Genomic DNA, 20680 nt, shown 5'->3' on the forward strand with positions numbered 1-20680 from the left:
TCAGATCCCTGACTCGGTGGTCCGCACGAGGATTGCGCCGCATTCCTCACAGCGGATGACCTCGTCGGACAGCGCCGCGCTGATCGAGGCGATGGTGCCGCGGTCGAGTTCCATCCGGCAGGCGCCGCAGCGTCGTGCACGCAGGAGTCCTGCGCCGATGCGACCGTTGGCACGCTGCTTGTCGTAGACGGCCAGCAGGTCGGCGTCGATCTCCGCGGCGATCGTGTCGCGCTTCTCGCGGGCGCGCGTCAGGTCCTCTTCGATGGTCGCGAGCGACTGATCCCGGCGAGCCCGGGTGTCGGCGACCTTCTCCTCGAGGTGCGAGATCGTCGCGGCGGCGCGGTCGCGCTCGGCTTCGACGGCCTCCTGCTGCTCCATGAGGGTCAGCATTTCTTCTTCGAAGACCGCGCGGCGGCGTCCGAGTCCGGCGAGTTCGTGCTGCAGCTCCGACAACGCCTTGGGCGCCAGCCCACCGGCGGCAAGCTGTTTGGAGTCCTTGGCCTCGCGGTTGGCCATCCCCGTCACCTCGGACTCGATGCGGCGGTATTCGCGGCCCAGGTCCTCGGCGGAGATCTCCGCACGCACCAGATCGTCACGGGCAGCGTCGATCGCCTTCTCCTGCTCGGCGATCTCGGCGTTCTCGGGCAAGTTCTTGCGGCGATGCTCGAGTCGGTTGATCTCGGCATCGGAGTCCGCGAGATCGAGCAACAGTCGCTGCACTCCGGCGTCGACTTTCATTGCGGCCTCCTCTCTCTGAAGTTCTGAAGTCCCCCTACCGTACGCGGCTGGTCCCGGCGTCCCGGCGGGCGGATGGCCTTTGGTCAGGCGGTCCTGCGGGCGTCACCCGAAGCTGTGCAGTCCGAATGGGTCGGTGGGCGTGTCGTACACCACCACCGGCACGTGGCACTCCTCGCGGACCAGCTCCGCAACCTGGTCGCACCACGGGAACTCGGTGGCCCAGTGTCCGGCGTCGACGAGTGCCGGCCCTCCGTCGCGCAGGCTCTCGTCGGCGGGATGGTGGCGCAGGTCGCCGGTCACATAGACGTCGACGCCGAGCCCACGCACGCGCCCGAGCAGCGAATCGCCCGCCCCGCCGCAGACCGCTACCGTGCGCACCAGCGCATCGGGATCGCCGGCCGCCCGGATTCCCGACGGCGCGCCCAGTGCGCGGGCGACGACATCGGTGAAGTCACGCAGTGTCATCGGCTCGGGCAGCGAACCGACCCGGCCCAGACCCAGTCCGCTGCCGAGGTCGGCGAGCTCGAAGACGTCGAACGCCGGTTCCTCGTACGGATGCGCGTTGCGCAGCGCCCGGAGCACCGACCCGCGGAGGGACCGGTCGGCGACCATCTCCACCCGCGCCTCGTCGACGTGGGTGCGGGTGCCGATCTCACCGATCGTCGGCGACGCGTCTTCCTGCGCTTCGAACTGGCCGGTGCCCACGACCGTCCAGGAGCAGTCGCGGTAGTCGCCGATCTCACCGGCGCCGGCGGCGAACATCGCCTCACTGACCTGTTCGACGTTGCCCTCGGGCACCATCACCACCCATTTGTCGAGCGGTGCAGCGGATTTCGGTTCGATGGGCGCGGTGTCGACGACGCCGAGGAGATCGGCGAGGGCGTCGGAGACACCCGGCCGCGCACTGTCGGCGTTGGTGTGGGCCGACAGCAGCGCGATGCCGTCGCGGATCAGACGGTGCACGATGCGGCCCTTGGGGGTGTCCGCGGCCACCGACGTGACCCCGCGCATCAGCAGCGGATGATGGGTGATCACCAGGTCCGCCTTCTCGGCGACGGCCGCGTCGACTACGGCGTCGGTCACGTCGACGCACGCCAGGACCCGACGCACCGGTTCGGACCGGTCGCCGCACACCAGCCCCACGGCGTCCCAGGACTCGGCGAGCGCCGGCGGATACGCACGCTCCACGGCGTCGACCACGTCTCCGACGGTGACTCCCTCAGACGTCGACACGGTTCCCATCCCTCATCTCCTCTCGTACCTGCTCGATCGCCGCGGTCAGCGCGCGAACCTGCTCGACCGGACGTACCGCCAGCCGAAGATGGCCGTCGCCGAGTCCGACGAAGTTGGCGCAGCTGCGCACCGCGAACCCGTGGTCGACGAGGCGCTGCTTGACCTCGGTCGCGCGCGGCACCTCGACGAGGACGAACGGCGCGGCCGGTTCCGCCACGACGACGAGCCCGATCCGCGTCAGTTCGTCGATCATCTCGGCGCGCTCGGCCGCGACCCGTCGGGCCTGCTCGGCGCAGTAGCGGTGTCCCTCGTCGCCGAGGCAGGCGGTCAGGGCGGCCAGCGCGGGTGTGGACAGCGCCCACGGACGACGCCCCGCACGCAGACGCGCGAGAATCCCCGGCGCCGCGAGTAGATAGCCGGCACGCAGCCCGGCGAGGCCGAAAGTCTTTGTCACACTCCGGATCACGATGAGGTCCGGCCAGTCGGCCGATGCCAGCGACTGCGGCTCGAGTCCACCGTCGGCACCGAGGGTGAGATCGGCGAAGGCCTCGTCGACGACGATGATGCGTCCCGGACGCCGCAGCGCATCGATCGACTCCCGCGGATGCAGCACCGACGTCGGGTTGGTGGGGTTGCCCAGGATCACCAGGTCGGCGGTGTCGGGCACCTGCGCCCCGGACAGCCGCCACTGCTCGTGGAGCGTCACCTGCGTGATGGGCACTCCCGCGGCACGCAGTGCGATCTCCGGTTCGGTGAACGACGGCTGGATGAGCGCGGCATGGCGCACGCCGAGTCGCGGCAGCATCTCGAAACCGTCGGCCGCGCCGGACAGCAGCAGCACGTCGTCGGGTGAGCGACCGTGGGTGGCGGCGATGGCGTCGACCGCGCGCCGCTCGTCGTCGAGGCCGGGATAACGAGCCAGGTCACCGAGACCGCGCATGATGGCGTCGAGGACGAAAGGCGGTGGCGTGCCTCGGACATTGACGGCGAAATCCACCAGCCCGGGTGCCGCGTCCTGATCGCCGTGCCGATCCGGATCGGACAGGTCGGAGGGAGATGCGACGCCAGACCCAGCTGTCATGTCTATTGACCTTACGTGCACGATGGACGCGTGTTGACGCCGCCAGATCCCCGCCATCCCGACACCGTGCTGCTCTTCGACCTCGACGGCACGATCACCGACAGCTTCGCGGGTATCGCCAACAGCTTCCGGCACGCCCTCGCCGCCGTCGACGCACCCGAGCCCGACCCTCAGGTCGTCGCGGGCATCGTCGGGCCGCCGATGATCGACACCCTCCACGGCCTGGGGCTCGCACCCGAGGTCGCGGACGAGGCGATGCGCGCCTACCGCGAGCGCTACACCGAGATCGGCTGGCGGGAGAACGCGGTCTACGACGGGATGCCCGACGTCCTGGCCGATCTCTCCGACTCGGGGCGCACGGTGGCGGTCGCGACGTCGAAGAACCAGACCACCGCGCACCGGATCCTCGAGCACTTCGGTCTCACCGACCACTTCAAGTACATCGCCGGCGCCAGCGACGACGGCACGCGCCGCCACAAGGCCGACGTCATCGCCCACGCGGTCGCCGAGCTGGGTCTGCCCGTCGACGCCGACACCGGCCACGTCACCGCGCCGGTCGTGATGATCGGCGATCGCAGCCACGATGTGCACGGCGCCGCGGCCTTCGGGATCTCAGCGGTCCTGGTCAGATGGGGTTATTCTCTGCACGGGGAGGAACAGGACGCAGCCTGGACGGTTGAGTCCACCGCCGAATTGCGCGACGTCCTGGGTATGTGACCCGACACCCTCGACAACCGGGCGCGTCGGCACGTCGAGCTGAGGTAGACACCAGTGGCTGAAGAACTACACATCTGTTTCGTGTGCACGGGCAACATCTGCCGATCGCCGATGGCGCAGAACATCTTCCGGACCGCGCTGGACGACGCGGGACTGGGCGGCAAGGTGCGTGTCACCAGTTGCGGGATCACCGGGTATCACGTCGGCGAGCCGGCCGACAACCGCGCCCGCACCGAACTGCTCGCCCACGGCTACTCCGATGCGCACGTGGCAGCACTGCTCGGACCCGAGCATTTCGACGCCGATCTGTTCCTGGCGATGGACGACGGCCACGTCCGGGAGCTCGAGCGCAAGCGGCTCGGTGACCGGACCCGACTGCTGCGGTCGTTCGACCCGTCGGCACCCGCCGACGATCTCGCCCTGCTTGACCCCTATTACGGCGGCACCGACGACTTCGTGGCGACCCGCGAACAGATCGAGAGCGCGCTCCCCGGCCTGATCGACTGGGTGCGGATTCAGCTGGGCATGGCCTGACGACCACGCCCAGTCCACCGGAACGGTCTCAGCCGGCCGGTGCCACCAGGTTGTGCACGAAGCGGATCTTCTCCAGCACCGGCGCCGGGAGCACGAACGGGTAGAGGTCCGGGTGACCCATCGACCGGTTGATCTGGTTGAGCGCCCACGTCAGTGGCAGCCACTCGTCGATGATGCGGTCGAAGCCCACGTCGCCGGGAGGCACGCTGTCGAGTGTCGTACCCGAGGGCGCCATCGCGAACGCGGCGGCGGTGTCGAGGGTGTCGCGGATGTGCAGGTAGTGCGCGAAGGTCTCGGCGAAGTCCTCCGCCGGGTGCATCGTGGCGTAGGAAGAGACGTAGTTCTTCCGCCACCCCTCCGGCGCACCCTCCTTGTAATGCCGGTCGAGCGCGGCCTGATAGTCGTCGTCCGGGTTCCCGAACAGCTCCTCGAACTGCGGACGACGATCGTCGGTGATCAGGACGAGCTGGTAGTAGTGACCGATCTCGTGCCGGAAATGTCCGAGGACCGTCCGGTAGGGCTCGTCGAGTTCGACGCGCATCTGCTCACGATGGACGTCGTCCCCCTCGGCGAGGTCGAGGGTGATGACTCCGTTGGCGTGACCGGTGATGACGTTCTGTTGCGCGCTGGAGAGCAGGTCGAAGGCAAGACCCGTGGTGGGATTCTCGTCACGATTCTCGATCGGCAGCCCGAGCTCGGTGAGTTCGAGGACGAGACGCCGCTTGGCGGTCTCGGCCTGACCGAACACCACCAGCGCCTCCGGGTCGTCGTCGCCGGGACGCGTGCGCGTCAGCTCGCACGACTGGCAGAGCTCGGGGTTACCCGTCCACTTCACCAGCCAGTTGCATTGCGCGATTTTGATGTTGGCACATCGCTCGAGGAGGACGCCGTCGACCTCCGCGCGTCCCTTCTCGTCGAGGACCTGGATGGAGCGGGACCCGAGCCAGAACCCGAGTGGGCTCTTGCAGTTGAGGCACAGACTGTTCTCGAAGGAAAGGCGCTGGCCGCAGTTCAGACAGATGAAGTCTCGCATTAGATCACGCTACAGGTGCTGAGTAACCTGGGCACCGTGCACGTGCTGCGAACGATCCTGCGTCCCGGGTGGATTGCCCTCGGCGTCGTCGTCGCGGCGTTCGCCGTGGCCTGCTTCACACTTCTCGCGCCGTGGCAGCTGGGGAAGAACTCCGACACCGAACGCCGCAACGACCTGATCCGTACCGCGACCTCTCTCGAGACCGCTCCGCTCGCCGAGGTGGCGCCCTCGTCGACCCTCGACCCGTCGACCGAGTGGCGCGAGGTCGAGGTGACCGGCCGATACCTGGAGGACCGGCAGGCCCTGGTGCGACTGCGCAACATCCAGGAACGCCCGGCCGTCGTCGTCCTGACGCCGTTCGCGGTGAACGGGTCGGATCGTGTGCTCCTGATCAACCGCGGTTTTGTCCGCCCGGTGGAGGGCGGGGTCCCCGACGTTCCGGCGCCGCCGGCCGGTGAGCAGACCATCGAGGGGCGGATTCGCGCGGCGGAAAGCGTCAGCGCCGACCGCGGCTCCCTCGCCGACAACGGCGTGCTGACGGTCCCGTCGATCAACCCTGGTCTGGTCGGGACCGCGACCGGTACGTCGATGGACGACTTCTACCTGCAGCTGTCCCCGGACCGGCCGGGCTCCCTGGGTGAGATCCCGCTCCCCCAACTCGACACCGGCCCCTACCTCTCGTACGGGCTGCAGTGGCTCGCATTCGGGATCATGGCGCCGCTCGGCGTCCTGTACTTCCTGATCGCGGAGATCCGCTCGCGCCGACGCGCTGCCGCCGCGCGGGCCGCTCTCGCAGCGGAGGCCACCGCCGGCACCGGTGAGGTCGCCGACGCGGACACCGCGACGCATCCCGAGGACACCGCACCGAATACACAGCCGAGTACCGCCGCCTCCCGCGCCGAACGTCGTCGGCAGATGCGCGAGGAACTGCGCGCCGCTAGCGGCACCACCGTGGTCCACAACGTCGGACGCATCGGGCACGGGCCCGTCGCCGAGGACACGGTCGGCGACGTCCGCGACGCGACGCCCGACCCCCGCAGCCAGGACGGCGATGTGCGGGACAAGCTCAGCCGGCGCTACGGCGGCTGAGCCCGAACCGGATCAGACACCCCGCCACGCACGCGGCCAGCGTCGCCCGCTGGACCCGCCGCGACAACTCGACCGCTGTCCGTAGATCGGCCGGCCTCGGTGCCGGCCCGGAACCCAGCGACGGCCGTTCTTCGACGCCGTGCGGGTAGACGGTCCGACCCCCCAGCCGCACCCCCACGGCTCCGGCGAAAGCAGCTTCGACGACCCCGGCGTTCGGGCTCGGATGCGCGTGACTGTCACGTCGCCAGGCTTCGGCGGCACGTCGGGGCGACCCGGACACCAGGACGATCAACGCGCCCGCGAGTCGTGCCGGGAGGATGTTGGCGACGTCGTCGAGCCGCGCGGCCGCCCAGCCGAAGTCGCGATAGCGCTCGTTGCGGTACCCGACCATCGCGTCGAGGGTGTTGACCGCGCGGTACCCGAGGATTCCGGGGACGCCGGCGACCGCTCCCCAGAACAACGGTCCGACGGTCGCATCGGAAGTGTTCTCGGCGATCGACTCCAGCGCCGCCCGACAGATCCCGGCCTCGTCGAGCGACTCCGGGTCCCGGCCGCAGAGACTCGGGATCAGAGCGCGCGCCGCGTCGATGTCGTCGGACTCGAGGGCGTCGGCGACCGCATCGCCCACCCGGCAGAGCGAGGTCCCGCCCAGCGCGATCCAGGTCGACGCCGCGGTCAGTGCCACCAGGGCCGGCGCCCGGCGCCCGGCCGTCGCAGCTACTCCCACGCCCACGACGCCGCCCGCGGCCACCGCGACCAGGCCGGCGCCGGCGGCCCGCGACTCGCGGTACAGGCGACGTTCGAGCGCCGACGTCAGGCGGCCGAAACCGGCCACCGGATGCCCCGTCGACGGGTCACCCAGGGCCTCGTCGAGGAGGAAGCCGGCGACGAGTCCGGCTGCGGCCGGCAGGGCTCGTCGTGGGGGTCGGTTTCGCTGCTCACGAGTCAGGGGCACCGCGCGATCGTATCGACCGCGGTCGTGCCAGACTCGACCCGTGGCCAGGTCAACCGCGGAACCGACCCCGGGTCGGCACGTCATCGACACCGGCGTCGCCGAACTCGCGCGCGACACCATCGCCGGCGGCTGGTTGCTGACCGTCAACGGCGCGCATAGTTCGCATATCGATCCCGACGACGCGACCGTGCTCGACTTCGAGTACCTGCGTCAGATGGCCGCCGTGATCGCCGAACGCCACCCCACCTCGGACCGGTTGCGAGTCCTCCATCTCGGCGGCGCGGCGTGCGCGCTCGCCCGCTACCTCGACCACCGGTACCCCGACGCCCGGCAGGTGGCGGTCGAGGTCGACGGCGAGCTGGCCCGCCTCGTACGCGAGTGGTTCGACCTGCCCCGCGCTCCCAGGCTGCGGATCCGGGTCGGCGATGCGCGGGAAGTCGTGACGTCGCTCCAGCCGGGGACGCGCGAGGTGGTCGTGCGCGACGCCTTCGCCGGCGACCGCACGCCCGCACATCTGACGACCCGTGAGTTCACCAACGCCGTGCGCGACGTGCTCGTGCCGGGCGGGCTGTATCTCGCCAACTGTGGTGACAGCCGGGATCTCGCGGGAGCCCGGGCCGAGGCCGCCACCGTCGCATCGGTCTTCGAGCACCTCCTGCTCATCGCCGACGCCGCGATGTTCAAGGGTCGACGCACCGGCAACATCGTCATCGTCGGCAGCGATGCCCCGCTCGACGCGTCGGCGACCCTCGTCCGCACCTTGCTCAGCGATCCCCTACCTGCGCAGATCCTCTCCGGAGCCAAGGCCCGCGAATTCGCACGCGGCCCCGGTCTGACGGACGCCGACGTCGCACCGGAGCGGTCGTGATCGCCGCCGGTCCGGCGTCCGCCCGATGTACGAAGCCGCGTGCCAGTCGTTAGGGTGGTTTCGACCGCCGGCCGAGATCTGACGCTCGAAGAACCGAGGATGACGTGACCGATCCATCGTCGAGAGCGGGCACCACACTGGGCCCGTACCGCATCGACAGACTTCTCGGTCGCGGCGGCATGGGTGAGGTGTACGAGGCCTACGACACCGGCAAGGAACGACGCGTCGCCCTGAAGGTGCTCCCGCCACACCTGGTGCACGACAAGGACTTCCGCGAACGGTTCGAGCGCGAGTCGAAGACCGCGGCGAAACTGTCCGATCCGCACGTCATCCCGATCCACGATTGGGGTGAGACGGACGGCGTCCTGTTCATCGACATGCGCCTCGTCGACGGCCAGGATCTGCGCAAGGTACTCGGTTCCGGCCCCCTCCCACCGGATCGGGCGGTCCGCATCCTGGGCCAGGTCGCGGCGGCACTCGACGCCGCGCACCGCGACGGTCTCGTCCACCGCGACATCAAACCCGACAACATCCTCGTCGACGCCGACGACTTCGCCTACCTCGTCGATTTCGGTATCGCCCAGGGCACCACCGACAGTCGCCTGACGCAGGTGGGAACCGCGCTCGGCACGCTGGCCTACATGGCACCGGAGCGGTTCGGCGACGAGCCGGCCGGCCCGGGTTCGGACAACTACGCCCTCGCCTGCGTGCTCTACGAGTGCGTCACCGGCCAGACCCCGTTCCCGGCGAAGACCGATCAGGGCCTGATGACGGCGCACATCACCAAGCCCCCACCGCAGACGGGCGGTCCGCTCGACCCGGTGATCGCACGCGGTCTCGCAAAGGACCCGGCGCAGCGTTTCCCGAGCGCGCGCGAACTCATCCACGCGGCCTCCGAAGCGCTGGCGGGCCGCGCATCGACGTCGGCAACCCGACCGCAGACACCTCCGGCCGAGCAGGCACCGCCGACGGTCGTGCCCCAGCCGATCCCACCCGCGGGCCTGCACCCGCGGCCCCACGCTCCGCTCCCGCCGCAGTCCCCACCGCCGGCTGCCCACCCGACGCCGGGCGGATCCATGGCATCCGACCCGACGATGGTCCGCGGTCTGGGTTCGGGCCCGAACGTCCACGGGTCGCCGCACGCTCCGAGCCCGGCCGGCGGATATGGTCCGCCGCCGGGAGCGTCCGGGCCGCAAGGATTCTCAGGACCCCAATTCCATTCGGGCCCTTCCCGTTCGGGGCCACAGTCCCACTCGGGGCCGCGATCATACTCAGGCCCCCAGGCGTTCTCAGGACCCCAGGCGTATTCGGGAGCCCAGTCATTCTCCGGGCCCAACCAGTGGGGCGGCACCCCGACTCCGCCTCCCCGAAAGTCGAACACCAGCCGCAACATCGCGATCGCCATCGGCGTGGGCGTGGTGGTGATCGCCCTCGCGGTTACGGGCATCGTCGTCGCACTGTCAAGGGGCGGGGATGATCCGCCGGACCCCGACACCTCGAACCAGGCGATGCCCGCCGGCACCGTCGCGTGCAACTACCCAGCGCGCACGGTCGTCGGCGGCATCACCCAACCGGCACCGGCGTCGACCCAGCCGAACACCGGCTCCGTGGACGCCCAGATCCCGATCGCCGCGCAGGGCACCATCACGATGACACTCAACCGGGCCGAGGCGCCGTGCAACGTCGGCGCGATGGTCTCGCTGATCAAGTCCGGGTTCTACGACGGCAGCAAGTGCCACCGGGCGTCGGCGAAGTACCTGATCTGTGGGTCGTCGGGCGGCAAGGAGGGCACCAACCCCGGTTGGACCAGCCCCGACGAACTCCCCCGGGACCTACCGTCGGCCGGCACCGACAGCAACGGGATCCCGCAGGTCACCTACCCGCGCGGCGCCGTCGGCATCCTCGATCTCCCCGATGACGAAGGCGCCACCGGCTCGACGACGTTTTTCATGCTCGCCGACGACACCGACCTCCCGCTCACCTACTCGATCGTCGGCACCATGGACCCGTCCGGGCTCGCCGTCCTGGACAAGATCGTCGCGGGAGGGTTCACCCCCGCCAAACCCGGCGCCCAGTCCGGACCGCCGAACCAGAACCTCCTGATCCAGAAGGCGACGGTCAGCGAGTAGCGCCACGCCAGAGTGCGTCATCAGTGCCGTTTTCCGGCAGCCATACCGCACTCTGCGAACGTCGTGCCCTGAGGTGCGAGCGAAGCGAGCCTCGAAGGGTCAGATCACATAGTTCATCCGATCGAGGATTGCATTGCCCAGCGCGGCGTCACCCTCGATCTCGACCGCATCCGGGGCGGCGTCCCGACGCCCCCCGGCGCACCGGGCCAGGTTCGCGGCGTCGATCCGCAGACGCACGTCGGCCGACGCGTCGCCACCGTCGAACTCGTCGACCAGCGACGCGCGGTCGCCGACGAGAACCCGAACCGTCCGCGGGGACAAGCCGGTGACGTCGAAGAGCACTTTGCTGCCCTTGGGGGCATCGGCGCGCTTGCCGACGACGAACGGCAGCGACGCACCGATCTCTTCCAGCGCCAACGACGCGGGGACGGAGTGGGTGACCGCGGATCCGTCGGTGCCGTCGCGCAGGTCGATCTCGTGCATCCAGCAGTCGAAGACGCGGATGCGCATGAAGCGTCCGTAGGTGTCGGCGCCGGCCGGCGTCATCGACGGGGCGTCGAACTGCTCCTGCGTCATCGCCTGCAGCGCCGCGGTGCGCACCGTGATGATCTCGTCGAGCGCGGCAAGGACCTCGGCCCGCGGCTTCGGGCGGTAGTGGTCGACCCACTTCTCGTTGAGCTCGCCGATCGGATTGCGCACGTGGTCGAGTGCGCTGACCGTACGGGTGGCCTCCACATCGCGACCGTCCAGCATGCTCTCGGTACCGATGATGTGCGCGACTATGTCGGCGTTGGTCCATCCGGGCAGTACCGATGCCGCCGACCACTGCTCGTCGGTGAATCCGGCGGCGACGTCGGCGATCGCGTCCCACTGGGCGATCAAGCCTTCGGTGACCTCGGCGAGCGGCAGGATGGTCGTCGGCATGTGATGCTCCTAGCGTCGTGCGCCCGGCGAGACCCGGACCGCACCAACCCTATCGGGATCGGTGTGCAGCACGGCCGCATTGACGCACCGCCACGAGCCGCACCGATCCCCCGAACAAGGACAGAAACTGTCCGCATCCTGCGGCAAGATGTCTGCATGTTGGAAACCTCGGCCCGGCTGCTGGCTCTGCTGTCGCTGTTGCAGACGCGGCGGGAATGGTCGGGCCGGGAGCTCGCGGAACGCCTCGACATCACGACCCGCACCGTGCGACGCGACATCGACAAGCTGCGCGAGCTCGGCTACCCCGTCGACGCGAATGTCGGTGCGCGCGGCGGGTATCGGCTCGGCGCCGGCGCGGAGATGCCGCCCCTGCTCCTCGACGACCAGGAGGTCCTCGCCGTCGCGCTCGGGCTCGACGCGGTGACGACGGGCGCGGTCGCCGACATGGCCGAGGCATCGGCCGGGGCGCTTGCGAAACTGCGTCAGGTCATGCCGTCGCGACTCCAGCACCGCCTCGACGCGCTGCGGATCGAGGCCATCCCGCGGAAAGCGCCGACGAGCGCGGTCCCGGCCGAACGCCTCACCGACATCGCCACGGCCTGCCACCGCCACGAACGCCTGCGCTTCGACTACCGGCGCAACGACGGTGAGGAGAGTCGACGCGAGGTCGAGCCGTTCCGGTTGGTGCGCAGCGGGAACCGTTGGTATCTCGTGGGCTTCGACCTCGCCCGCGACGACTGGCGTTCGTTCCGCGTCGACCGCATGGACCCGAAGATCCCCACCGGCCCCCGATTCACCCCGCGCGAACCCCCCGAGGGCGGCGCCGCGGCCTTCGTCGCCCGTGGTCTCGGTGCCGTGCAGCAACAGGCGACCGCGCGGGTCCGCGTCCACCTTCCGCTCGACGAGGTCGCGCCGATGATCCACCACTACTGGGGTGCCCTGGAATCCGGCGACGAGAACAGCTGCGAGGTGACCGTCTACAGCACCTCACTGACGTCGATCGCACGGTGGATGTACGCCTTCGACGCCGACTTCACCGTCCTCGAACCCGACGAGCTGCGCGTCGAACTGGGTGCCGTCGCGGCGTATCACGACCAGGTCGCCGAACGTTATCGACGGGCGATGTCCGCCCGGCCCTGACCGCGTTGACCTGCTGTTCCGACCGGATCGCGGATTCTTCTCTACGGTCGAAGGCATGAGGCTACTCATCACGGGGGCGACCGGGTACGTGGGTTCCCGGCTCGTATGCGCATTGCTGCGGCAGGGTCACGAGGTCGTGGTCACGTCCAGAGACACCCGCAAACTGGACCGGTTCGGCTGGTCGTCGGACGTCATCAAGGTGGCCATGGACGCCGACGACCCGATCTCGGTCAAGAAGGCCATGTCCGACGCCGGGCAGGTCGACGCGATCTACTACCTGGTCCACGCGATCGGGCAGGCGGACTTCGCCAACGGCGATCGCGATGCGGCACGCAACGTCGCCGAGGCCGCGCGCGATGCCGGCGTCGGCCGGATCGTCTACCTCGGCGGCTTCGTGCCCGGCGACGACCAGCTCTCGTCGCATCTGCAGAGCCGCGCCGACGTCGCCGAGGGGCTCGTCGTCGAGGACGGTCCGGAACTCGTCTGGCTCCGCGCGGCGGTGATCATCGGTGCCGGCTCGACGTCGTTTGAGATCATCCGCTACATGGCCGACCGCCTGCCGGTCATCCCCGAACCCGGTTGGATCACCAACGAGATGGACCCGATCTCCATCCGCGACGCCATCCACTACCTCGTTGCCGCGTGCGAATCATCGCTTCCGCCAGGCGAATACGACATCTCCGGGCCCGACCACGCGCGCTACATCTCGATTCTCCACGAGTACATCTCCGCGGTCCGCTTCCCGCGGTTGCGTCTTCCGGTCTTCGGGGTGAGCACCCGTCTCGCCGGCCGCCTCGGCGGCATGTTCGTGCCGGTCCCGGCGTCGCTCACCGAGGAACTCGTGACGTCGCTGAACCATTCGATGACGGCGTCGGAGCACAGCATCCGCGAGCTGGTGCCGCCACCCGAGGGCGGTCTGACGCCGATGCGCGACGCCGTGCGCGCGTCCGTCGAGTCCCCGTATCCCCGTTCCGTCTGCGATCTGCACGACCTGCACCACCTCGCCGACACCGACCCCGCGTGGGCCGGCGGCGATTGGCTGCGCGTCAAACGCCGCGTGGGTGGGACGATCGGTGGCACGCTGAGGGTGTCGGCGAGGATCGCCGGAGCCCTTCTGCCGGCCCGTACCTGACGACGTGTGTCCGTTGACGACCGACCAAGGTGGTGACGACTGCTGGTGACTGCACTGGCTCGCGACCTCTACAACTCGATAGCTCTGGATCGTGATCCCGATCCGGGTTCCCACTACGTCCGACGCCGCTGGCTGGTCGGTGTCTTCCTCGTCATCGGGGCGGTCGTGCTCGGCATCTCGCTGCGCGTGGAGCCGGGCGACACCGCGTTCTATCCGCTGACGGTCGGCTTGGCCGTCGTCTGGACCGTCGGCGCCTTCGTCTCCGGCCCGCTGCCGCTCGGCGCCTACAGCCCGATCTCCTCCCGGCCCCCGGACCGTCTCGGGGCCATCGGCCTGGGCACCGCCGTCGGCCTCGCGGTCGGCGCGGCCTTCGTCGTCGGCGGTCTGATCGCCCGGATGATCCCCGGGGTCAGCGATCTTGCGAACCAGGTGCTCGCCTTCGCCGACTACGGCAGCCTCGCCATAGTCACGTTGATCACCGTGGTCAACGGTCTCGCGGAAGAGCTGTTCTTCCGCGGGTCGGTCTACTCGGCGGCGCGCCCCTACAACCCGGTCCTGGTGTCGACGGTCATCTACGTGCTCGTCACCATGGCCAGCGGCAACGTGATGCTCGGCTTCGCCGGCGCCGTCCTGGGTACCGTCTGCGCGATCCTGCGGCGCAGCACCGCCGGTGTCCTCGCGCCGGCGATCACCCACGTCATCTGGGGCGCGATCATGGTGCTTGCCCTTCCGCCGGTCTTCGCCTGAGCCGCCGACCGGCGAACCTCATCTCGACCTGCAGACGTCGATCGAAGTCTGCAGGTCGAAGTGAGGTTCGCCCGTCGCAGCCCCGCGGTTTGGGCGATCGGTCCCGACCGGCTAGATTCATTGTCGCGAGTGACGCTCTCGGCACTCCGCGCGCGTATAGCTCAGCGGTAGAGCTCTGGTCTTACACACCAGCGGTCAGGGGTTCGAATCCCTTTGCGCGCACCACGATTCATAGCTCCAACCCGCGCCCAGCGCGGCTTGGAGCTATAGATCAGCCAACAGCACCCCAGGGCTTTGTCCCAGACGTTGTTCTCCCGCACCTCGCCCGGCCCGACCATGTCGGCGTAGACGATGACACCCTCGCGGTTGACGAGGAAGGTGCCGCGGTTCGCGTACCCGCGATCGGAGTTGAACACCCCATACGCCTTGGCGACCTCGCCGTGCGGCCAGAAGTCCGACAGCAGCGGGAACAGGAACCCCTGTGCCGCCGACCAGACCTTGTGCGTCGGGGAGGGACCCACCGAGATCGTCACGGTGGTCACGTCGTCGTTCTCGAAGCGCGGCTGCTGGTCGCGGATGTAACCCAGCTCGCCCTGGCAGGTGCCGGTGAACGCGAGCGGGAAGAAGACCACGAGCACGTTGCGCTCGGCGCGCAACGCGCTCAGGGACACGAGCTGGTTGTTCTGATCCCGGAGTTCGAAATCAGGTGCCTGGTCACCGACGCTCAGCGGCGCGGTGGGCAGAGCATCACTCATGCTTTCTTGCCCGAGCGGGCCTTCGGCTGAACGAGTCGGGCTGCCGACCAATCCCCCAGGCTGATCGCCGACGTCTGGGTCAGGCCCGCGGTGGGGGCCGCCTCGGCGATCTCGCTCGGATCCACGTATCCCGGCTTGCCGGTCTTGGGCGAAAACACCCACACGTATCCGTCTTCGGCAAGGGGTCCGATGGCGTCCATCAGCGCGTCGACGAGGTCTCCGTCGCCTTCGCGCCACCAGAGGACGACGACGTCGACGACGTCGTCGGCATCCTCATCGACCATCTCGGCATCGATCGCGTCCTCGATGTCGGCTCGCAGCTCGTCGTCCGTGTCCTCGTCCCAGCCGACTTCCTGCACGACCAAGCCGGCCTTCAAGCCCAGTTTTTGGGCGTTGCTGCCCGTACCGTCTGTGGCGGCTACCACCGCGCGTGACCTCCTGAGGGTGATGGGACGTTCTTTCCGTCGCCGGTGTGTGCATCTGTGTACGCCAACTCGCTTGTCAGCATAGGCAACAGCCTAGAGCCTCACATTGCAAGCCGACCTACGTCACTCGATTTCGGGCGTTTCTTTTTCGCCGACCACCGGAACCGCTCAGCGACCGGGACTCGTCGGCGCCGGAGTGGTGGTGCCCGAGGAACGGGGCGTCGCCGACGACGCCGCCGGCACCGGCGTGTACTCACCGCACACCTCGAGCAGGCGCGCCTTGTCGCGGGTCCACTGCCCCGACACCGTGTTCAGTTCGGTGCGCTGTTCCCTGCGGATCGCGTTCTCGAGACGCGCCGTCGAATCGAGGAACGTCCGCGCCGGCGTCGCGACGTCGACGGGCGCACTCGCGGTGATCCTCGGACGGATCTGATCGGCACCGGCGATCAGACTCGCGCGCGCCTTGTCGGCGAGATCCCCGACCTCTGGGTACGAATGCGTCGTGTTGAGCCGCTTGATGAAGGTGTTGTAGCCGCGCACCATCACGACCATCGACGACATCGACTCCCGACAGAGTTCGACGCCTTCGGTCCGCACCTGCGCGGCCGCCGACGCCGACACCTCCGACCGGTAGATCGCCACCTCACCGGGTGCCGCGACACCCGCACCTCCGACCGTGGACGTACACGCCGACAACATGATTCCCCCGAATGCGATGCCGACGATCACACTCGTCCGAACACCCCCGTGTCCGCTGCGGCCGGGCCTGGCCTCCCCTGCGCCCAGCATTGCTCTCCCCCTACTCGTCAGTAACGCTGCAAGGAAGCTACAGCAGCTTCGCTGTCGCGGCAGCCTACCCGGATCCACCCGGTGCCAAGCCACCTCACATGGGGCACGATGAGGGGTGACACCGCACAACATCGGAGTTGCAGTGTCGTACACCATGCAGCCGGACCACCACCCCGAGTCCGGCCTGTCAGAGGGAGTAGGCATCACCGTGACCGACCAGATGGACCAGGCGACGCAGGACACGATTCCCAGCGAGCACGCCGGCCCGGGCTCCAACGGACGTGCTGCCGGACGGAGCGGACACCGCGTCCGCGTCATCCGCGAAGGCGTCGCGTCCTATCTGCCCGACATCGACCCCGACGAGACCACCGAGTGGCTCGACTCGTTCGACGCCCTGCTCGACGCCGCCGGCCCCGGCCGCGCCCGCTACCTGATGTTGCGCCTGCTCGAGCGTGCCGGCGAGAAGCGGGTGTCGATCCCCGCACTCACCTCCACCGACTACGTGAACACCATCCCCACCGAGGCGGAACCGTGGTTCCCCGGCGACGAGGAGGTCGAGCGCCGCTTCCGTCAGATGATCCGCTGGAACGCCGCGATCATGGTGCATCGCGCTCAGCGTCCGGGAGTCGGTGTGGGCGGCCACATCTCGACGTACGCGTCGTCGGCGTCGCTGTACGAGGTCGGTTTCAACCACTTCTTCCGCGGCAAGAACCACTCCGGCGGCGGCGACCAGATCTTCATCCAGGGCCACGCCTCCCCCGGCATCTACGCCCGCGCCTACCTCGAGGGCCGCATCGACGAGGCCCGCATGGACGGCTTCCGCCAGGAGCACAGCCACGCCGGTGAGGGCGGCGGCCTGCCGTCGTACCCGCACCCCCGGCTGATGCCCGACTTCTGGGAATTCCCGACCGTCTCCATGGGCCTCGGCCCGATGAACGCCATCTACCAGGCGCGCTTCAACCACTACCTGCACGACCGCGGCATCAAGGACACCTCCGACCAGCACGTGTGGGCGTTCCTCGGCGACGGCGAGATGGACGAGCCGGAATCGCGCGGCTTCGCCAGCTTCGCGGCCACCGAGGGCCTCGACAACCTGACCTTCGTGATCAACTGCAACCTGCAGCGCCTCGACGGTCCGGTGCGCGGCAACGGCAAGATCATCCAGGAGCTGGAGTCGTTCTTCCGCGGCGCCGGCTGGAACGTCATCAAGGTCATCTGGGGCCGCGAGTGGGATGCACTGCTGCACGCCGACCGTGACGGCGCCCTGGTCAATCTGATGAACACGACGCCCGACGGCGACTTCCAGACCTACAAGGCCAACGACGGCGCGTTCGTCCGCGAACACTTCTTCAATCGCGACCCGCGGACCAAGGAGCTCGTCAAGGACCTCTCCGACGCCGAGATCTGGAACCTCAAGCGCGGCGGCCACGACTACCGCAAGATCCACGCCGCCTACGCCGCCGCCATGACCCACAAGGGCCAGCCGACGGTGATCCTGGCGCACACGATCAAGGGCTACACGCTCGGCAAGCACTTCGAGGGACGCAACGCGACCCACCAGATGAAGAAGCTGACGCTCGACGACCTCAAGGCCTTCCGCGACAGCACGCGCATCCCGATCAGCGACGAGCAGCTCGAGAAGGATCCGTACCTGCCGCCGTACTACCACCCCGGCAAGGATTCGCCGGAACTCCAGTACATGCTGGATCGCCGCAAGACCCTCGGCGGCTTCCTGCCGAGCCGCCGTACCAAGGCCAAGGTCCTCGAAGCCGACACGTCGTCGGCGCTCAAGACCACCGAGAAGGGCTCGGGCAAGCAGCAGGTCGCGACCACCATGGCACTGGTCCGCGTCTTCAAGGATCTGTTGCGCGACAAGGAGATCGGCAAGCGCATCGTGCCGATCATCCCCGACGAGGCCCGCACCTTCGGTATGGACTCGTGGTTCCCGACCCTGAAGATCTACAACCGCAACGGACAGCTCTACACCTCGGTCGACGCCGAGCTGATGCTCGCCTACAAGGAGAGCGCCGAAGGCCAGATCCTGCACGAGGGCATCAACGAGGCCGGTTCGGCGGCCAGCTTCGCCGCCGTCGGCACGTCGTATGCGACGCACGACGAGCCGATGATCCCGCTGTACATCTTCTATTCGATGTTCGGCTTCCAGCGCACCGGCGACAGCTTCTGGGCGGCCGCCGACCAGATGGCGCGCGGCTTCGTCATCGGCGCGACCGCCGGCCGTACGACGCTCACCGGTGAAGGTCTGCAGCATGCCGACGGCCACTCGCCGCTGCTCGCCGCGACCAACCCGGCCGTCGTCGCCTACGACCCGGCGTTCGCCTACGAACTCGGCCACATCGTCGACGACGGTCTCAAGCGCATGTACGGCGAGGACCCGGAGAACGTCTTCTACTACATCACCGTCTACAACGAGCCGATCAGCCAGCCGGCGAAGCCCGAGCACGTCGACCACGAGGGCGTCGTCAAGGGCGGCTACCTGTTCCAGAAGGCCCCGGGGAACAAGGAGTACCCGGCCAACATCCTGGTTTCCGGCATCACCATGCCCGACGCGCTGCGTGCCTCCGAGCTGCTCGCCGAGGAGTGGAACGTCGGCGCCGACGTGTACTCGGTGACGTCGTGGAGCGAACTGGCCCGAGACGGTATCCGCGCCGACCGGCAGGCGCTGCGCGATCCGGGCAGCGAGCCCGCACCCGCCTACCTGACCGAGCTGATGGCCGACGCGGCCGGACCGTTCGTCGGCGTCAGCGACTACATGCGCGGCGTCCAGGAGCAGATCCGCGCCTACCTGCCCGGCACGTACCTGACGCTGGGCACCGACGGGTTCGGTTTCTCCGACACCCGGCCGGCGGCACGACGCTTCTTCAACGTCGACGCCGAGTCGATCGTGGTCGCGGTACTGGTCGCACTCGCCCGCGACGGTCACATCGACATGTCGGTGGCCAAGCAGGCCGCGGACAAGTACAAGATCGACGACGTCGCCGCCGCTCCGGAGCAGACCAGCGATCCCGGCGTGGCCTAGTTCGGCACCGGACCGCCGCACCCGGACAGACCAGCGATCCCGGCGCGGCGGTTTCCGGGGACTAGATTGAGATGGTGTCCGACGCGCGAGTGAATCAGCCCACAACACCACCGGCTGACGTGTTCGGTGAGCGGGGTGCCCATGTACCGGCCCCCGCCACCGTGCACGACGCGCTGCCGGACACGCTTCTTCGGCGGGTCAAGCAGTACAGCGGACGCCTCGCCACCGAGGCGGTCCACTCCATGCAGGACCAGCTGCCGTACTTCGGCGACCTCGACGCCGCGCAGCGCGCGAGTGTCCAGCTCGTCGTGCAGACGGCGGTCGTGAACTTCGTCGAGTGGATCCAGGACCCCGAGGGCAACGTCAAGTTCACGGTCCAGGCGTTTCAGGTGGTGCCGCAGGACCTCGCCAGACGTATCACGCTGCTGCAGACCGTCGAGATGGTCCGCGTGGCCATGGAGTTCTTCGAGAAGTGGCTGCCGCTGCTTGCTCGCAACGACGCCCAGCTCCGCGCACTCACCGAGTCGGTTCTGAGATACGGGCGCGAGATCGGCTTCGCCGCCGCCGCGATCTACGCATCAGCCGCGGAATCGCGCGGCGCGTGGGATTCCCGACTCGAGGCCCTGGTCGTCGACGCCGTGGTCCGCGGTGACACCGGTCCCCAGCTCCTCTCCCGCGCGGCAGCCCTGAACTGGGACTCCGACGCCCCGGCGACGGTCATCGTCGGGACCCCGCCACCCGAACAGAACGTGTCGGTGCCGCTGGCCATCCACAACACGGCAAGACAGTTCGACCGGTCGGCACTGTCGGTGGTCCAGGGTTCGGTGCTCGTCGCCATCGTCAGCGGTCCCGCACGCCCCACGGAGAAGTTCGTCTCGGCTCTTCTCTCCCACTTCGCCGACGGCCCGGTGGTCATCGGACCGACCATGCCGAACCTGGGGAGCGCCCATGCCAGCGCCGCCGAGGCGATGGCGGCGATCGAAGCGGTGGTGGGCTGGCCGAGTGCACCCCGCCCGGTCCACAGTCTCGAACTGCTCCCCGAGCGAGCTCTCAACGGTGACGAATCGGCGGTCGCCGCCCTGGTCGAATCGGTGGTCCGTCCGCTCTCCACGGGAGGCACCACACTGACCACGACGCTCGAGGCCTACCTCGACTCTGGCGGATCGGTCGAATCCTGCGCGCGCGTTCTGTACATACATCCAAATACGGTCCGGTACAGACTGAAAAAAATTGCGGAAATCACACGCCGCGATCCGACAAACCCACGAGACGCGTATGTACTACGGATCGCGACGACTGTCGGTCGTCTGACACACTTAAGGCACAAATCGGACTCTCCTGCACCATGAGTCAC

The 20680-nt window shown here is 68.7% G+C and carries 18 protein-coding genes, 1 tRNA gene and 1 pseudogene; 11 read left to right on the forward strand and 9 right to left on the reverse strand.

Features of this window, described 5'->3' with window-relative positions:
- The 3 genes from RVF83_RS21700 to cobC form a co-directional block, all read right to left on the reverse strand.
- A complete protein-coding gene (locus RVF83_RS21700) occupies positions 1-738 on the reverse strand; it encodes a zinc ribbon domain-containing protein (protein ID WP_005200157.1) in 738 nt (245 codons plus the stop codon).
- Positions 739-840: 102 nt separating this feature from the next.
- Positions 841-1980: a Nif3-like dinuclear metal center hexameric protein gene (locus tag RVF83_RS21705; RefSeq protein ID WP_005200158.1), complete on the reverse strand. Its 1140-nt coding sequence runs from the start codon at positions 1978-1980 to the stop codon at positions 841-843.
- Positions 1958-3052: an Rv2231c family pyridoxal phosphate-dependent protein CobC gene (gene cobC / locus RVF83_RS21710; RefSeq protein WP_005200159.1), complete on the reverse strand. Its 1095-nt coding sequence runs from the start codon at positions 3050-3052 to the stop codon at positions 1958-1960. Before cobC ends, RVF83_RS21705 begins: the two co-directional genes overlap by 23 nt.
- Positions 3053-3082: 30 nt before the next feature.
- Here cobC and RVF83_RS21715 point away from each other — a divergent pair, with 30 nt between their 5' ends.
- Positions 3083-3769 (forward strand): HAD hydrolase-like protein, encoded by a 687-nt coding sequence (locus RVF83_RS21715; protein ID WP_174351910.1) that lies wholly within the window; start codon positions 3083-3085, stop codon positions 3767-3769.
- A 54-nt stretch (positions 3770-3823) separates the two neighbouring features.
- Positions 3824-4303: a low molecular weight protein-tyrosine-phosphatase gene (locus RVF83_RS21720; protein ID WP_005200161.1), complete on the forward strand. Its 480-nt coding sequence runs from the start codon at positions 3824-3826 to the stop codon at positions 4301-4303.
- Positions 4304-4331: 28 nt separating this feature from the next.
- Here the strand turns inward: RVF83_RS21720 and RVF83_RS21725 are convergent, their stop codons facing one another.
- Complete coding sequence (locus tag RVF83_RS21725) at positions 4332-5336, reverse strand: zinc-binding metallopeptidase family protein (protein ID WP_005200162.1); 1005 nt, start codon at positions 5334-5336, stop codon at positions 4332-4334.
- Positions 5337-5372: 36 nt separating this feature from the next.
- On the opposite strand from RVF83_RS21725, the gene RVF83_RS21730 reads away from it, so the two are divergent.
- Entirely contained in the window at positions 5373-6425 is a 1053-nt protein-coding gene (locus RVF83_RS21730; protein WP_051989346.1) for an SURF1 family protein, read from the forward strand.
- Here RVF83_RS21730 and RVF83_RS21735 read toward each other — a convergent pair.
- Entirely contained in the window at positions 6403-7380 is a 978-nt protein-coding gene (locus RVF83_RS21735; protein ID WP_005200164.1) for a cobalamin biosynthesis protein, read from the reverse strand. The genes RVF83_RS21730 and RVF83_RS21735 overlap by 23 nt on opposite strands.
- Before the next feature lie 40 nt (positions 7381-7420).
- Between RVF83_RS21735 and RVF83_RS21740 the strand changes: the two genes are divergently transcribed.
- Both RVF83_RS21740 and RVF83_RS21745 read left to right on the forward strand, forming a co-directional pair.
- On the forward strand, positions 7421-8248 hold the full coding sequence (locus RVF83_RS21740) for a spermidine synthase (protein ID WP_005200165.1): 828 nt from the start codon (positions 7421-7423) through the stop codon (positions 8246-8248).
- Between the two features lie 104 nt (positions 8249-8352).
- Positions 8353-10377, forward strand: a complete 2025-nt coding sequence (locus RVF83_RS21745) for a protein kinase domain-containing protein (protein WP_005200166.1) — start codon at positions 8353-8355, stop codon at positions 10375-10377.
- A 99-nt stretch (positions 10378-10476) separates the two neighbouring features.
- On the opposite strand, the gene RVF83_RS21750 is transcribed toward RVF83_RS21745, so the two are convergent.
- Positions 10477-11301: a maleylpyruvate isomerase family mycothiol-dependent enzyme gene (locus tag RVF83_RS21750; RefSeq protein ID WP_005200167.1), complete on the reverse strand. Its 825-nt coding sequence runs from the start codon at positions 11299-11301 to the stop codon at positions 10477-10479.
- A 156-nt stretch (positions 11302-11457) separates the two neighbouring features.
- On the opposite strand from RVF83_RS21750, the gene RVF83_RS21755 reads away from it, so the two are divergent.
- The 4 genes from RVF83_RS21755 (at position 11458) to RVF83_RS21770 (ending at position 14545) form a co-directional block, all read left to right on the forward strand.
- Positions 11458-12441, forward strand: coding sequence for a helix-turn-helix transcriptional regulator (locus RVF83_RS21755; protein ID WP_005200168.1), 984 nt, complete (start codon positions 11458-11460; stop codon positions 12439-12441).
- A gap of 55 nt (positions 12442-12496) precedes the next feature.
- The gene (locus RVF83_RS21760) at positions 12497-13573 is read left to right on the forward strand and encodes an NAD(P)H-binding protein (RefSeq protein ID WP_005200169.1); all 1077 of its coding nucleotides are present in this window, start codon (positions 12497-12499) and stop codon (positions 13571-13573) included.
- 39 nt (positions 13574-13612) lie between these two features.
- Entirely contained in the window at positions 13613-14320 is a 708-nt protein-coding gene (locus RVF83_RS21765; protein WP_039880996.1) for a CPBP family intramembrane glutamic endopeptidase, read from the forward strand.
- Positions 14321-14470: 150 nt separating this feature from the next.
- Positions 14471-14545 (forward strand) — tRNA-Val (locus RVF83_RS21770).
- A 59-nt stretch (positions 14546-14604) separates the two neighbouring features.
- Here RVF83_RS21770 and RVF83_RS21775 read toward each other — a convergent pair.
- From RVF83_RS21775 to RVF83_RS21785, 3 genes and pseudogenes are all read right to left on the reverse strand, one after another.
- Positions 14605-15075 (reverse strand): annotated as a pseudogene (locus tag RVF83_RS21775) (peroxiredoxin); the annotation flags it as partial.
- Entirely contained in the window at positions 15072-15500 is a 429-nt protein-coding gene (locus RVF83_RS21780; RefSeq protein WP_005200172.1) for a DUF3052 domain-containing protein, read from the reverse strand. The gene RVF83_RS21780 and the pseudogene RVF83_RS21775, both read right to left, overlap by 4 nt.
- Positions 15501-15668: 168 nt before the next feature.
- Positions 15669-16289 carry a hypothetical protein gene (locus RVF83_RS21785; RefSeq protein WP_005200173.1) on the reverse strand — a complete coding sequence of 207 codons (621 nt, stop codon included), beginning with the start codon at positions 16287-16289 and terminating at the stop codon, positions 15669-15671.
- A 154-nt stretch (positions 16290-16443) separates the two neighbouring features.
- Here RVF83_RS21785 and aceE point away from each other — a divergent pair, with 154 nt between their 5' ends.
- Positions 16444-19326 carry a pyruvate dehydrogenase (acetyl-transferring), homodimeric type gene (aceE, locus tag RVF83_RS21790; RefSeq protein ID WP_039881017.1) on the forward strand — a complete coding sequence of 961 codons (2883 nt, stop codon included), beginning with the start codon at positions 16444-16446 and terminating at the stop codon, positions 19324-19326.
- 74 nt (positions 19327-19400) lie between these two features.
- Positions 19401-20675, forward strand: a complete 1275-nt coding sequence (locus RVF83_RS21795; protein WP_039881020.1) for a PucR family transcriptional regulator — start codon at positions 19401-19403, stop codon at positions 20673-20675.
- The last annotated feature ends 5 nt before the right edge of the window (positions 20676-20680 follow it).

It is taken from the genome of Gordonia rubripertincta (assembly GCF_038024875.1).
GTDB lineage: Bacteria > Actinomycetota > Actinomycetes > Mycobacteriales > Mycobacteriaceae > Gordonia > Gordonia rubripertincta.